13 protein-coding genes are annotated in these 12,812 nt (G+C 58.7%); 8 read left to right on the plus strand and 5 right to left on the minus strand.

The genetic code is table 11. From position 1 onward, the window contains the following. Positions 1–37: 37 nt before the first annotated feature. A complete protein-coding gene (locus tag AB4O36_RS26485) occupies positions 38–943 on the plus strand; it encodes a LysR substrate-binding domain-containing protein (RefSeq protein ID WP_460140640.1) in 906 nt (301 codons plus the stop codon). A gap of 49 nt (positions 944–992) precedes the next feature. On the opposite strand, the gene AB4O36_RS26490 is transcribed toward AB4O36_RS26485, so the two are convergent. Beyond that, positions 993–1,571 carry a hypothetical protein gene (locus AB4O36_RS26490; RefSeq protein WP_460140641.1) on the minus strand — a complete coding sequence of 193 codons (579 nt, stop codon included), beginning with the start codon at positions 1,569–1,571 and terminating at the stop codon, positions 993–995. Positions 1,572–1,965: 394 nt separating this feature from the next. Here AB4O36_RS26490 and purE point away from each other — a divergent pair, with 394 nt between their 5' ends. From purE to AB4O36_RS26510, 4 genes are all read left to right on the plus strand, one after another. Then, positions 1,966–2,457 carry a 5-(carboxyamino)imidazole ribonucleotide mutase gene (purE, locus tag AB4O36_RS26495; protein WP_095194600.1) on the plus strand — a complete coding sequence of 164 codons (492 nt, stop codon included), beginning with the start codon at positions 1,966–1,968 and terminating at the stop codon, positions 2,455–2,457. Positions 2,458–2,468: 11 nt separating this feature from the next. Continuing rightward, entirely contained in the window at positions 2,469–3,551 is a 1,083-nt protein-coding gene (locus tag AB4O36_RS26500) for a 5-(carboxyamino)imidazole ribonucleotide synthase (protein ID WP_460119618.1), read from the plus strand. A 108-nt stretch (positions 3,552–3,659) separates the two neighbouring features. Continuing rightward, positions 3,660–3,905 (plus strand): GlsB/YeaQ/YmgE family stress response membrane protein, encoded by a 246-nt coding sequence (locus AB4O36_RS26505; RefSeq protein WP_368556199.1) that lies wholly within the window; start codon positions 3,660–3,662, stop codon positions 3,903–3,905. An 85-nt stretch (positions 3,906–3,990) separates the two neighbouring features. Beyond that, complete coding sequence (locus AB4O36_RS26510) at positions 3,991–4,527, plus strand: DUF3299 domain-containing protein (protein ID WP_460119620.1); 537 nt, start codon at positions 3,991–3,993, stop codon at positions 4,525–4,527. Positions 4,528–4,596: 69 nt separating this feature from the next. On the opposite strand, the gene AB4O36_RS26515 is transcribed toward AB4O36_RS26510, so the two are convergent. Further along, positions 4,597–5,496 (minus strand): D-hexose-6-phosphate mutarotase, encoded by a 900-nt coding sequence (locus AB4O36_RS26515; RefSeq protein ID WP_460140642.1) that lies wholly within the window; start codon positions 5,494–5,496, stop codon positions 4,597–4,599. A 56-nt stretch (positions 5,497–5,552) separates the two neighbouring features. Continuing rightward, positions 5,553–5,957, minus strand: coding sequence for an acyl-CoA thioesterase (locus AB4O36_RS26520; protein ID WP_007896491.1), 405 nt, complete (start codon positions 5,955–5,957; stop codon positions 5,553–5,555). Between the two features lie 363 nt (positions 5,958–6,320). Between AB4O36_RS26520 and AB4O36_RS26525 the strand changes: the two genes are divergently transcribed. Further along, positions 6,321–7,619: an MFS transporter gene (locus tag AB4O36_RS26525; protein WP_460140643.1), complete on the plus strand. Its 1,299-nt coding sequence runs from the start codon at positions 6,321–6,323 to the stop codon at positions 7,617–7,619. An 11-nt stretch (positions 7,620–7,630) separates the two neighbouring features. Here AB4O36_RS26525 and AB4O36_RS26530 read toward each other — a convergent pair whose 3' ends face one another. After that, entirely contained in the window at positions 7,631–8,122 is a 492-nt protein-coding gene (locus tag AB4O36_RS26530) for a PIN domain-containing protein (protein ID WP_460119626.1), read from the minus strand. After that, positions 8,119–9,177 (minus strand): helix-turn-helix domain-containing protein, encoded by a 1,059-nt coding sequence (locus AB4O36_RS26535; protein ID WP_460140644.1) that lies wholly within the window; start codon positions 9,175–9,177, stop codon positions 8,119–8,121. Before AB4O36_RS26535 ends, AB4O36_RS26530 begins: the two co-directional genes overlap by 4 nt. Positions 9,178–9,363: 186 nt before the next feature. Between AB4O36_RS26535 and AB4O36_RS26540 the strand changes: the two genes are divergently transcribed. Both AB4O36_RS26540 and AB4O36_RS26545 read left to right on the plus strand, forming a co-directional pair. Beyond that, positions 9,364–10,362 (plus strand): phosphate ABC transporter substrate-binding protein PstS family protein, encoded by a 999-nt coding sequence (locus AB4O36_RS26540; protein ID WP_460119630.1) that lies wholly within the window; start codon positions 9,364–9,366, stop codon positions 10,360–10,362. A gap of 412 nt (positions 10,363–10,774) precedes the next feature. Beyond that, positions 10,775–12,808, plus strand: a complete 2,034-nt coding sequence (locus AB4O36_RS26545) for an ABC transporter permease subunit (protein WP_460142178.1) — start codon at positions 10,775–10,777, stop codon at positions 12,806–12,808. Positions 12,809–12,812 lie beyond the last annotated feature (4 nt).

A 12,812-nucleotide genomic window follows, 5' to 3' on the forward strand; every position in this document is an offset into this window, starting at 1 on the left:
CGTGCGACCCAATTTGGTGCGTGTCCGGGAGGACGTAATGAACCTGGAAAGTAAATGGCTGGAAGACTTCAGTGCCCTGGCCGCTACCCGTAGCTTCTCCCAGGCGGCTGAGCGCCGCTTCGTGACGCAACCGGCGTTCAGCCGGCGTATTCGCAGCCTTGAGGCGGCGCTGGGGTTGCAACTGGTCAACCGTTCGCGTACCCCCATCGAGCTGACGGCGGCGGGTCAATTGTTTCTGGTGACTGCGCGAACGGTGGTCGAGCAACTCGGCGAAGTGCTGCGCCATCTACATCACCTTGAAGGCGGGCAGGGCGAAGTGATGCAAGTCGCCGCCGCACACTCGCTGGCGCTGGGATTCTTCCCGCGCTGGATCGCGCAACTGCGTAACGAAGGTCTGAACATCGCGACGCGACTGGTCGCCACCAACGTCGGCGACGCGGTGCATGCGTTGCGAGAAGGGGGTTGCGACCTGATGCTGGCGTTCTATGACCCGGATGCGGCGATGCAAATGGACCCGGAAATCTTCCCTTCGCTGCACTTGGGCCAGACCGAGATGCTGCCGGTTTGCGCGGCGGATGCAGACGGCAAGCCACTGTTCGACCTGGAAGGCGAGGGCAGCGTGCCGCTGCTGGCTTATAGCGCCGGTGCGTTTCTGGGGCGCTCGGTGAACCTGCTGTTGCGCCAGCGCGCCTTGCGGTTCACGACCGTCTACGAAACTGCCATGGCCGACAGCCTCAAAAGCATGGCGCTCGAAGGCCTGGGCATCGCCTGGGTGCCGCAGTTGAGTGTGCGAGCGGAATTGGCACGCGGCGAACTGGTGATCTGCGGCGGCCCGCAATGGCATGTGCCCCTGGAGATTCGTCTGTACCGCTGCGCGTTGGTTCGCAAGGCCAATGTGCGCTTGTTGTGGCGCAAACTTGAAGGGGCGGCGACCCCCAGTTAGTCGTGCTTCAGGTTCAGCATCAGGTTACGCGGATATTGCCGCTTAATCCTTAATCCATGGACGCGAGGTAGTGTTTAATGGCGTTTCGATTAGCCGGGCTGTATTTGTAACAATTGCTCCGTAAGAGATGGGGGTTTGGAGTCATGTAAGTTTCACACCACCAGCCATCATAGTTGACTTCATAGTCATCATGTTTTGCGCCCAGCAAATGACCTATCTCATGAGCGGGATACAAATTGCTGCCAGCCGATGCAATCGCAAACCGACCGCCATTTTTGCGCAAATCCACCAAAGCGGCGCCCGAGACGTTTTCATTGATAGGGTGTGCGGTGAACAATAGCACCAGGCTTGTTTGAGTGATTATGAAGCCTTCTTTGCTGCGAAACTCCAGCCACTGGAGACCCAGTTTTTCCCAGCGTTGCAATATTTCCGTTTCATTGCTTCCCTTGTAGTCAAACTTGTTGTGGGGAGAGCCTGTGCCATAGAAAATGTTGACCTTCCGATCGGTGAAACTTTCTAGCTCTTTCTGTAGATGGCTAAAGTAACTCGCTGCCATCTGTTGTTTTGTCGATGGGTTTATATCCTCATGGATGACGACGAATATATCGATAGGGTTTTTGTTAGTCATGTTTTTATTTATGTCTAGTTCAGTTGTTTATGGGGGTTGTTGTTGCGGGGGCTAAGTTAAACTTCACGCAAGCATATAGCGAGAAGTTGTATATTTCTCACTATTGCCGATCTGGCACGCATCATTTTGCTTAGTTGATACTTTTCAGAAGTTGATCAGCGAGCGCTTGTGTGTTTCTTGAGAGTCAGGCCGCTGACTTTCGAGTCAATAATCGGCCCTTTCATGGCAGATGACAGATGGTCGAAACAGGGGCTGTTTATCTTCGGTATTGCGGTATACTGCGCGGCCTTTGGCCGGCTCGTCCGGCTATTTTTCGTACAATTCAAGCCACGCATTTTGCGTGGCTTGTTGTTTTTGACGCGCCTGCGGGCGCCCAGAGAGAAGAGGCACGACGATGAGTGCATTGGTTGGCGTGATCATGGGCTCCAAGTCCGATTGGTCCACCCTTAGCCACACCGCCGATATGCTGGAAAAGCTCGGCATTCCCTACGAGGTGAAAGTGGTTTCTGCTCACCGCACCCCGGACCTGCTGTTCCAGTACGCCGAAGAGGCTGAGGCGCGTGGCATCGAGGTGATCATCGCCGGTGCCGGTGGCGCAGCGCACCTGCCAGGCATGTGTGCGGCCAAGACTCACCTGCCGGTGCTGGGTGTGCCGGTGCAGTCCGCCATGCTCTCGGGCGTCGACTCGCTGCTGTCCATCGTACAAATGCCGGCGGGCATCCCAGTGGCGACCCTGGCCATCGGCAAGGCAGGTGCGATCAACGCCGCGCTGCTGTCGGCAAGTATCCTGGGCGCCAAGCACCCGCAGTTCCACAAGGTTTTGAAAACCTTCCGTGCCGAACAGACAGACAGCGTGCTGGAAAATCCAGACCCACGTATCGCCTGAGGTTGTTGACGATGAAGATCGGTGTAATCGGTGGCGGCCAGTTGGGTCGCATGTTGGCGCTGGCGGGCACTCCGCTGGGCATGAACTTCGCTTTCCTGGACCCCGCACCGGATGCTTGTGCAGCCGCGTTGGGTGAACACCTGCGGGCCGATTACGGCGATCAGGACCACCTGCGCCAGCTCGCCGATGAAGTCGATCTGGTGACGTTCGAATTCGAGAGCGTACCGGCTGAAACCGTGGCGTTCCTCTCGCAATTCGTCCCGGTCTATCCGAGCGCCGAAGCCTTGCGCATTGCTCGTGATCGCTGGTTCGAGAAGAGCATGTTCAAGGACCTGGGGATCCCCACCCCGGCGTTCGCCGACATCCAGTCGCAAGCCGACCTGGACGCCGCCGTGGCGACCATCGGCCTGCCGGCCGTGCTCAAAACGCGCACCCTGGGTTACGACGGCAAGGGTCAGAAAGTCTTGCGCACACCTGAAGACGTGGTCGGTACCTTTGCTGAACTGGGCAGCGTCGCCTGCCTGCTGGAAGGCTTCGTGCCGTTCACCGGCGAAGTGTCGCTGATTGCCGTGCGGGCTCGCGATGGTGAGACCAGGTTCTACCCACTGGTGCACAACACTCACGACAGCGGCATCCTCAAGCTGTCGGTCGCCAGCACCGATCACCCGTTGCAGGCCCTGGCAGAAGATTATTCCAGCCGCGTGCTCAAGCAGCTGGATTACGTCGGCGTAATGGCCTTCGAATTCTTTGAAGTCGACGGCGGCTTGAAAGCCAACGAAATCGCGCCGCGTGTACACAATTCTGGGCACTGGACCACCGAAGGCGCGCAATGCAGCCAGTTCGAAAACCATCTGCGGGCCGTCGCCGGCCTGCCGTTGGGTTCGACGGCCAAGGTGGGCGAGAGCGCAATGCTCAATTTCATCGGCAAAGTACCTGAGGCGGACAAGGTCCTGGCCATCGCCGATTGCCATCTGCATCACTACGGCAAGGCCTTCAAGGCCGGGCGCAAAGTCGGCCACGCCAACCTGCGGTGTGCCGATCGCGAGACGCTGGCCGCGCAGATCCTCAAGGTTGAAGCGCTGATCGCCGAGTAAATCCAGTTTCACGTGGCAACGGCGGAACCATTGCGGGCCCGCCGTTCTCTCATGGCAGGATGCCAAAGTCTGACTAGGCTTCTATCTACCAAACCAGAGGGAAGTGCCATGGGAATTATCGGAACCATCTTTATCGGCTTGATCGTCGGCCTGCTGGCCCGGTTCCTGAAACCGGGCGATGACAGCATGGGCTGGATCATGACCATCCTGCTCGGTATTGGCGGTTCGTTGGCAGCCACCTACGGCGGCCAGGCCCTGGGCATCTACCAGGCAGGCCAAGGTGCCGGTTTCATTGGCGCGCTGATTGGCGCCATCGTTTTACTGGTGATCTACGGTCTGATCAAAAAGAACTGATTCAAGCGACAAAGCCCTCTCTGACAAATGCGCGGAGAGGGCTAGAATGCTCGGCGTCGTATCGTCCCCCTTGCCGAGCACCTTCATGCGCCGTCTTTTGTTGACTCTTGTTTTACTGGGCTCGGGCTTTGCCCACGCCGGCGAACTGCCGGAAACCGACTGGCTGGATCTGATGCCCAAGTCCGACCAGAAAGCCCTCGAGGCCATGCCCGAAATCGATCACAACTCCCCCGAAGCCAATGGCACCTTTGACCAGAAAGGTGGCATGAAACAGGCCAAGGGCTTGCCGGCGGTGATGTACTCGACCAAGACGGTGCCGTCGATGAACGACAAGCACATTCGCATCGGCGGTTACCCGGTGCCGCTGGAGTCCGATGCCAAAGGCCGCAGTACACTGTTCTTCCTTGTGCCGTATCCGGGCGCCTGCATTCACGTGCCGCCACCGCCGCCCAATCAGTTGGTGCTGGTGCGTTATCCACAGGGCTTGAAGCTTAACGACATCTACACCCCGTTATGGGTGACGGGGACCTTGAAGATCGAGAAGGTCAACAACGACCTGGCCGACGCGGCCTACGCACTGGATGCGGCGAAGGTGCGGGTGGTGAAAGAGTCGGATTTGTAAGCGCAAGGCTTGCACAGTCCACCCCGGTGGGATCGCCGCACCGCCGCTCCCACATTTAGAAAAGCGGTGTCAGAGGGGCTTGCTACCGATACTCACACCCAGCGTATGCATGGCCCCCGGCTTGAGCGTCACCACGTCATCCATCAGGTTCGCCGTCTCGATGCACAGCATGCGCTGCCAGCCATCGTCAGCCATGTCGCTGAATGCCGCAGCGCGAGCTACCCATGGGCTCCAGATCACCGCTGAGCGCGATCCGCTGCTGGTCAGCTCGATGCGCCGCTCCCAGGTGGGGTCGACAATGCTCAGCTTCGGCGGGGTATCGAGATAGATCCGGTCGGTCTCGCCGGCAAAATGCAGGTCGCCGGTCTGGGGTTTGGTTTTCCAGTCTTCCAGCGTTTCGATGTAGCTCAAGCCATCAAGCCCTTCGACGTGCACGTTGCGCACATCGCTGACCGCGAAATAAGTGTGCAGCGCCTGGCTGAGGGTCACCGTGTCGGTCCCCTGGTTGTGGCTGGTCAGGCTGATGTGCAGTTGCTCGTCCAGGCGAATGCTCAGCGTCAGGCCCACCTGATGGGGCCACTCGGCGAAGCCACCTTCGGGGTAGGGCAGGACGAATTCCACCTTCAGACTTTCGCCTTCGGTCTCGATACCCGCCAGCTCCCAATCCGTTGCCCGCACAAAACCGTGGGCAGTGGCCGGCTCGCTGCTGGTGCGCATGGCCTGGACGCTCTGCGGGTTGCGCGCCAAATTACCGAACCACGGCCAGCACACCGGCACGCCAGCACGGATGTTGGTGCCGGTCTTGAACACCGCTTCATCGTTCAGCCAGATCAGCGGCGGCTGGCCGGCCAACTGATAACTGAGGATGTGCGCGCCTTGCTGGGCCACCAGCAATTCGGCCTGACCGTGACGAATACGCCAGCAGTTCAGTTCATTGAGCTTCACGGCTTCAACGTTGGGCGTGTTCATGGAACCACTCTCTATCGGGAACAGGACTGCAATGGACCGCAAAACAGTGGCTGCGTTTAACGCGCCCGTGGCGGAACCGAACGGGTGCGGCCACTGCCGTCGATGGCAACGAACACGAACACCGCTTCCGTCACTTTACGCCACTCGCTGGACAGCGGGTCGTCGCTCCAGACCTCGACCATCATCTGGATGGAGCTGCGGCCAATTTCCAGCGCCTGGGTATAAAAGGACAACTGCGCGCCCACGGCGACGGGTACCAGGAACGCCATGCGATCGATCGCAACGGTGGCTACTCGACCGCCGGCAACCTTGCTGGCCATAGCGGTGCCGGCCAGGTCCATCTGCGCGACCAGCCAGCCGCCGAAAATATCGCCGAAACCGTTGGTTTCCCGTGGGAGCGCGGTGATTTGCAAGGCCAGGTCGCCCTGGGGGATCGGATCTTCTTGTTCGAGCTCTATCATGCCGGGGGTGCCTCTGACCCGTGACTCTTCATAAGTGTTGCAAGGTGAATAGCCGTCTAAAGAAAAACGATTCAGCCCCGAACATACCCTGTTCGTCACGTTTTTCGTAAGGCGCCTAAAGGGAAACTCTGCGAAACCGCCTGAATCCCGACAGGCGTTTTCGCACAGCAACCCTTCAAAACCGTTGCAAGACCCCGAGTATATCGGTCGATAGACTCCGAGACGACCGTCCGGTTCTCATTTTGACCGTCAAACACGCGCCTCTATGTGCTTTTTCGAACAATTTGCTATCGTGCCGGACCTGCCCAAGCCCTGGCCAGCGTTGTCGGGGTGGCAGAACCGCCTATAAAGAGAAGCCTTGCCATGACCACAGCGCCTTCGAGCATCGCGCAGCCGACCCAACCCGCACGACCGTTGACCCGTAATGATTACAAGACGCTGTCGCTGTCTGCCCTGGGCGGCGCGCTGGAGTTCTACGACTTCATCATTTTCGTTTTCTTTGCAACCGTCGTGGGCAAGCTGTTCTTCCCGGCCGACATGCCTGAGTGGCTGCGGCTGATGCAGACCTTCGGCATTTTCGCGGCGGGTTACCTGGCCCGGCCGTTGGGCGGCATCGTGATGGCGCACTTCGGCGACCTGCTGGGGCGCAAGAAGATGTTCACCCTGAGTATTTTCATGATGGCGGTGCCGACCCTGATCATGGGCCTGCTGCCGACTTACGCACAAATCGGCCTGTGGGCGCCGATCCTGCTGCTGTTGATGCGAGTGATCCAGGGCGCGGCGATTGGTGGTGAAGTGCCGGGCGCCTGGGTCTTCGTTTCCGAACACGTGCCGCAGCGGCATATCGGTTATGCCTGCGGTACGCTGACGAGCGGCCTGACCGCGGGCATTCTGCTGGGCTCGCTGGTCGCCACCGCGATCAACAGCCTCTACACCCCGGTGGAAGTGTCCGATTACGCCTGGCGGATCCCGTTCCTGCTCGGCGGTGTGTTTGGCCTCTTCTCGGTGTATCTGCGCCGCTGGCTGCACGAGACCCCGGTGTTCGCCGAGCTGCAACAGCGCAAGGCCCTGGCCGAGGAAGTGCCGCTGCGCGCGGTGCTGCGTGACCATCGTGGGGCGATTGTCATTTCCATGTTGCTGACCTGGCTGCTGTCGGCAGGCATCGTGGTGCTGATCCTGATGACGCCGACCGTGCTGCAGACCGTCTACCACTTCTCACCGACGACGGCCCTGCAATCCAATAGCGTGGCCATCGTGATGCTGAGCTTCGGCTGCATCATTTCCGGTGCGCTGGCTGACCGTTTTGGTGCCGGCCGTGTATTCGTGTTCGGCTGCACTGCCTTGCTGGCCAGCTCGTGGACCTTCTATCACAGCCTGGCCGAGCATCCGGACTGGCTGTTTCCGTTGTACGCCCTGACCGGCCTGCTGGTCGGGACCATCGGTGCGGTGCCGTACGTGATGGTCAAGGCGTTTCCGCCGGTAGTGCGTTTCAGCGGCCTGTCTTTTTCCTACAACGTTGCCTACGCCATATTCGGCGGCCTGACTCCGATGGTCGTTAGCCTGCTGCTCAAGGAAAGCGCCATGGGGCCGGCGTACTACGTGGCTGTGCTGTGCGGGATGGGGATTGTGTTGGGGGTTTATCTCTGGAAGAAGGGGCGATAACAGCAGCCACTTCAAGGCTTTCGCCAATGTGAAAGCCTTGTATCGCATTCGCCAGAAGGCAAACGTGCCCCGCGCTCAAGCATATCGATGAGCGCGTCGGCGGCCTCTGTTGGGCTTATGGCCTGATGCTCAATCATCAAGTCCAGCAGCCAAAGAGCGCCATGCACTTTCAACCCGTCGCGCTGAGCCTGACGCCGGAGTTTTCCGTCACCGGTCAAAAGTGGCCGACCTGTTTGCTTTGCGAGCAGGTAGCAGGAAACGTCGGCCAAAGAACTATTGTTGTGCTCCATCTTCAGACCAAACAGCCTTGTCACTCCCGATTCGTCGAATGACTCGACCAACAGTCCGTGACTCACCAATTCATCGACGCAAAAGTCCTCCAGTTCGTGCAGTACGAAGTCTGTACAGCAAAGAGTGAATGGCAGGCTGAACATTTGATCCAACAATCCCGCATTCCTGAAATCAATCCAGATATTGGTGTCGCTGATGTAGATCAGGCTCATGCACTCTCCAGTGAGCCCAGGAAATTGGGGTCAAGAGCACTCACTGGTTTGCGTAGAAATTCGGCTGCGCGAGACTTGGTAATCAGCCCTTCCGCAAGTCCCCAGAACACCAACGATTCAAACCGTTGTGGTGGTTTGCAGGGCAATGGTTCAGGTTCAGCCTTGCGCCATCCATTTGCACCGAATTGGATGGTGAGGGATTTGTACCCACTGTCGCTGAGAAGGTTCAGGTCTTTCAGGCGACGCAGGGCTGCCTGCATGGAAATTCCATATTGGCGTTTGGCGATCAACAGCTCACGAGGATGTACGCGAGAGCGAGGGTGAGTGCCGAAGTCACCAGTGACTCCTTTAGCGGGATAGAGAAAGGCTCCGGCGAACCGATGGCAGCAGTTCTCTTTTTCTCGCTCCGGCATGTCGTCAGATAATTGCATCACCCAGTGACCGAGTTCATGCGCGGCAGTAAAGCGTATGCGTTCACCTGGACGCTCAGCATTCAGCGCGATCAATACGTGTTGGCCGTCGCCGGTAGCGGCACATGCCCCATCGAAATCCTCCGGCCCCGTCAGCATCGCGACCTTGATACTGTGCTCCTCCAACTGTTCGGTCAGGTTGGAAATAGGGTCGCTGCCTATCCCCCAGTAATTGCGGAGCAATTCGGCGGCGTGCTCAGCTTCGTCGAGAGATGAAACCGGGAACATTTGCGATGGGGTTTCTGGAGTTCGAATGTCTGCCGGGTCGAAGCAGTCTTCCAGAGCGATGTACCGTTCCAGGTGTTCCCTGATCTGCTCTTCGACTTGAACCTGGCGATATTTGGGCATTTTCGCCAGCTTGCGAAACTCCAGTGGCGCAAGAGGAACGGCCTCCGCACGGAAAAAGTACTCAGGGTTGACCTGCAGAACCTTTGCCATTTTCAACAGGCGAGTCGAATCGGGGGTGCTCAGCCCTTTTTCATATTTACTCAACGCCTGCTTGGTGATGTCGCCCAGTTGGAGGGCCAAGGCCTCCAGTGACATACCCCGCAGAAGGCGGGCGCGACGAATTCGGTCATTGATCATGTGATCCTCTCTTGGTTGACAAATTATATTTTTCATCTGTTTTGTCAACCTTGGTGGCGAGGCTTGATACGATTCCCTGGTCAATGATGGCCTTTCATCCAATTGTCATATTTCAGCCATAGAGTGTTCACATGGCCTGCTGATACTTGGCCCCGACTTAAAACACCTATCTGCTAGGAGTAAGGCATGAAACTGAAGCGTTTGATGGCGGCAATGACTTTTGTCGCTGCTGGCGTTGCGACTGCCAACGCAGTTGCCGCTGTTGACCCTGCTATCCCGAGCTACACCAAGACCACCGGTGTGTCGGGCAACCTGTCCAGCGTCGGCTCCGATACCCTGGCCAACCTCATGACCCTGTGGGCCGAGAACTACAAAAAGGAATACCCGAACGTCAACATCCAGATTCAGGCTGCTGGCTCCGCCACCGCGCCGCCTGCGCTGACTGAAGGCACCTCCAACCTGGGCCCCATGAGCCGCAAGATGAAGGACACCGAACTGGCAGCCTTCGAGCAGAAGTACGGCTACAAGCCTACCGCCATCCCTGTTGCCGTCGACGCACTGGCTGTATTCGTACACAAGGACAACCCGATTCAGCACCTGACCATGGAACAGGTTGACGCGATCTTCTCGTCCACCCGCCTGTGCGGCGCCAAAGCCGATGTGAAAACCTGGGGCGACCTGGGCGTGACTGGCGACCTGGCCAACAAGCCGGTGCAACTGTTCGGTCGTAACTCGGTATCCGGCACCTACGGCTACTTCAAGGAAGAAGCCCTGTGCAAAGGCGACTACAAGGCTAACGTCAACGAACAACCTGGTTCGGCTTCGGTCGTGCAGTCGATCAGCTCCTCGCTGAACGGCATCGGTTATTCGGGGATCGGCTACAAGACCGCCAGCGTGAAAACCGTTGCCCTGGCCAAGAAAGGCGGCACCGAGTTCATCGAAGACACCGAAGAAAACGCCCTGAACGGCAAATACCCGCTGTCGCGTTTCCTCTACGTTTACGTCAACAAGGCCCCGAACAAGCCTCTGGCCCCGCTGGAAGCCGAGTTCGTGAAACTGGTTCTGTCCAAACAGGGTCAGGAAGTGGTTGTTAAAGACGGCTACATCCCACTGCCAGCCAAGGTTGCTGCCAAAGCACTGGCTGACCTGGGTCTGCAAGAAGGCGGCACTGTCGCAAAGAAGTAACAAACTGAGCGTAGGGTGAACCCCGAAGGCTCAAGATGGGGGCGGCCAAAACCGCCCCCATTCATTTCAAATTCCCAATCCTCTGCGGGTCACTGCCTGCGGCGGATTTGTTGCGTCACCATGCTGTCATCTTTCTGTCATACAGGATCGCTAGGGTGTGCGAATGAATGATCTGGCCAATTCCAACATGACTACAAATCCCCCCAAGCGAATTGATTTCAATACGCCTGAGTTGCAACGAAAGCGCCGCATTCGCGCGCTCAAGGATCGCCTGACCCGCTGGTATGTACTCGTTGGCGGCTTGGCCGTGCTGGGCGCGATCACCCTGATCTTCTTCTTTCTTGCCTACGTCGTCGCGCCTCTGTTCCAGGGGGCCAGCTTGACGGCCAAGGACGCCATTACCCCGGCCTGGATGCAGGACGCCGGCAAGCCGCTGATGATTTCCCTGGAAGAACAGAACCAGGTGGCCATGCGCGTTTCCGACAAGGGCCAGGCGCTGTTTTTCGACATCGACAGCGGCGCCGAGCTCAAGCGCGTCGACCTGCCGGTCCCGGCTGGCGCCAGCGTCACCTCCATCGGCGAGGATCAGCCAGGTCATCCGCTGGTGGCCGTGGGCCTGTCCAATGGCCAGGCGCTGGTGTTTCGCCACACTTATAAGGTCAGCTACCCGGACGGCAAGAAAACCATTACCCCGGCGATCGAGTACCCGTACGGTGAAGCACCCGTTGCACTGAACGAAGCGGGCGGTGCGCTGGAGCATGTCAGCCTCAACGCCACTGACTCAACGCTGGTGCTGGTGGGGTCCACCGGTTCGCAACTCAATGTCCTGTCGCTGACCAGCGAAGAGAACATGATGACCGGCGAAGTCACCAACGAGCAGAATCGTATTGAGCTGCCGCAGATGACCGAGCCGGTGAAGAATATCTTCGTCGACCCGCGTCAGCAGTGGCTGTACGTGATCAATGGTCGTGCCCAGGCCGACGTGTTCAGCCTGCGCGACAAAAGCCTCAACGGACGCTACAAACTGTTGGAGGACGGCGAGGCACAAGTCACCGCTGCCACCCAACTGGTGGGTGGCATCTCGCTGATCATCGGCGACTCCAAGGGCGGTCTGGCGCAGTGGTTCATGGCTCGCGATCCGGATGGCGAACAACGCTTGAAGCAAATTCGCACCTTCCAGATGGGCAGTACGCCGATCGTGGAAATCACCGCTGAAGAACGTCGCAAAGGCTTCATCGCCCTGGACGCCGCTGGCCAGTTGGGTGTTTTCCACAGTACTGCGCACCGCACCTTGCTGGTCGATCAGGTGGTGGACGGCCAGGGCCTGTTCGGCCTGTCGCCACGGGCCAACCGCGTGATCGTTGAAGCGGGCGGCCAGATCAAGCCGCTGCTGCTCGACAACCCGCATCCCGAGGTTTCCTGGAGCGCGCTGTGGAGCAAGGTCTGGTACGAAAACTACGACGAACCTAAGTACGTCTGGCAATCGACCGCCGCCAACACCGACTTCGAGCCCAAGCTGAGCCTGTCACCGCTGACCTTCGGTACCCTCAAAGCGGCGTTCTACGCCATGCTGCTGGCCGCACCGCTGGCCGTTGCCGCAGCGATCTACACCGCGTACTTCATGGCGCCCGGCATGCGCCGCAAGGTCAAGCCGGTGATCGAACTGATGGAAGCGATGCCGACGGTGATCCTCGGATTCTTCGCCGGGCTGTTCCTGGCGCCGTATGTGGAAGGTCATCTGCCGGGCATCTTCAGCCTGTTGATGCTGCTGCCGATTGGCATCCTGGTCACAGGCTTCGTGTTCAGTCGCCTGCCTGAATCGATCCGTCTGAAAGTGCCGGACGGCTGGGAAAGTGCACTGCTGATTCCGGTAATCCTGTTCGTGGGCTGGCTCTCGCTGTACATGAGCCCGTTCATGGAAAACTGGTTTTTCGGCGGTGACATGCGCATGTGGATTTCCCACGACCTGGGCATCACCTACGACCAACGCAACGCCCTGGTCGTCGGTTTGGCCATGGGTTTTGCGGTGATCCCCAACATCTACTCCATCGCCGAAGACGCCGTGTTCAGCGTGCCCCGTGGCCTGACCCTGGGTTCCCTGGCCCTGGGTGCCACACCCTGGCAAACCATGACCCGCGTAGTGATCCTCACCGCCAGTCCGGGTATTTTCTCGGCGCTGATGATCGGTATGGGGCGTGCGGTGGGTGAAACCATGATCGTGCTGATGGCCACCGGTAATACCCCGGTCATGGAAATGAACCTGTTCGAAGGCCTGCGCACCCTGGCCGCCAACGTCGCGGTGGAAATGCCCGAGTCGGAAGTCGGCGGCAGCCACTACCGCGTGCTCTTCCTCTCGGCGCTGGTGCTCCTGTTGTTCACCTTCGTCATGAACACCCTCGCGGAACTGATTCGTCAGCGTCTGCGCAAGAAATACTCGTCGCTTTAAGAAA

This window comes from Pseudomonas sp. S2_E01, from assembly GCF_054668365.1.

What these genes read in the sequence shown, in the direction of transcription:
- purE (WP_095194600.1), top strand. Translation starts at nt 1,966, where the DNA reads ATGAGTGCATTGGTTGGCGTGATCATGGGCTCCAAGTCCGATTGGTCC.
- AB4O36_RS26505 (WP_368556199.1), top strand. Translation starts at nt 3,660, where the DNA reads ATGGGAATTATCGGAACCATCTTTATCGGCTTGATCGTCGGCCTGCTG.
- AB4O36_RS26515 (WP_460140642.1), bottom strand. Translation starts at nt 5,496, where the DNA reads ATGAACACGCCCAACGTTGAAGCCGTGAAGCTCAATGAACTGAACTGC.
- AB4O36_RS26530 (WP_460119626.1), bottom strand. Translation starts at nt 8,122, where the DNA reads ATGAGCCTGATCTACATCAGCGACACCAATATCTGGATTGATTTCAGG.
- AB4O36_RS26490 (WP_460140641.1), bottom strand. Translation starts at nt 1,571, where the DNA reads ATGACTAACAAAAACCCTATCGATATATTCGTCGTCATCCATGAGGAT.
- AB4O36_RS26535 (WP_460140644.1), bottom strand. Translation starts at nt 9,177, where the DNA reads ATGATCAATGACCGAATTCGTCGCGCCCGCCTTCTGCGGGGTATGTCA.
- AB4O36_RS26510 (WP_460119620.1), top strand. Translation starts at nt 3,991, where the DNA reads ATGCGCCGTCTTTTGTTGACTCTTGTTTTACTGGGCTCGGGCTTTGCC.
- AB4O36_RS26545 (WP_460142178.1), top strand. Translation starts at nt 10,775, where the DNA reads ATGCAGGACGCCGGCAAGCCGCTGATGATTTCCCTGGAAGAACAGAAC.
- AB4O36_RS26520 (WP_007896491.1), bottom strand. Translation starts at nt 5,957, where the DNA reads ATGATAGAGCTCGAACAAGAAGATCCGATCCCCCAGGGCGACCTGGCC.
- AB4O36_RS26525 (WP_460140643.1), top strand. Translation starts at nt 6,321, where the DNA reads ATGACCACAGCGCCTTCGAGCATCGCGCAGCCGACCCAACCCGCACGA.
- AB4O36_RS26500 (WP_460119618.1), top strand. Translation starts at nt 2,469, where the DNA reads ATGAAGATCGGTGTAATCGGTGGCGGCCAGTTGGGTCGCATGTTGGCG.
- AB4O36_RS26540 (WP_460119630.1), top strand. Translation starts at nt 9,364, where the DNA reads ATGAAACTGAAGCGTTTGATGGCGGCAATGACTTTTGTCGCTGCTGGC.
- AB4O36_RS26485 (WP_460140640.1), top strand. Translation starts at nt 38, where the DNA reads ATGAACCTGGAAAGTAAATGGCTGGAAGACTTCAGTGCCCTGGCCGCT.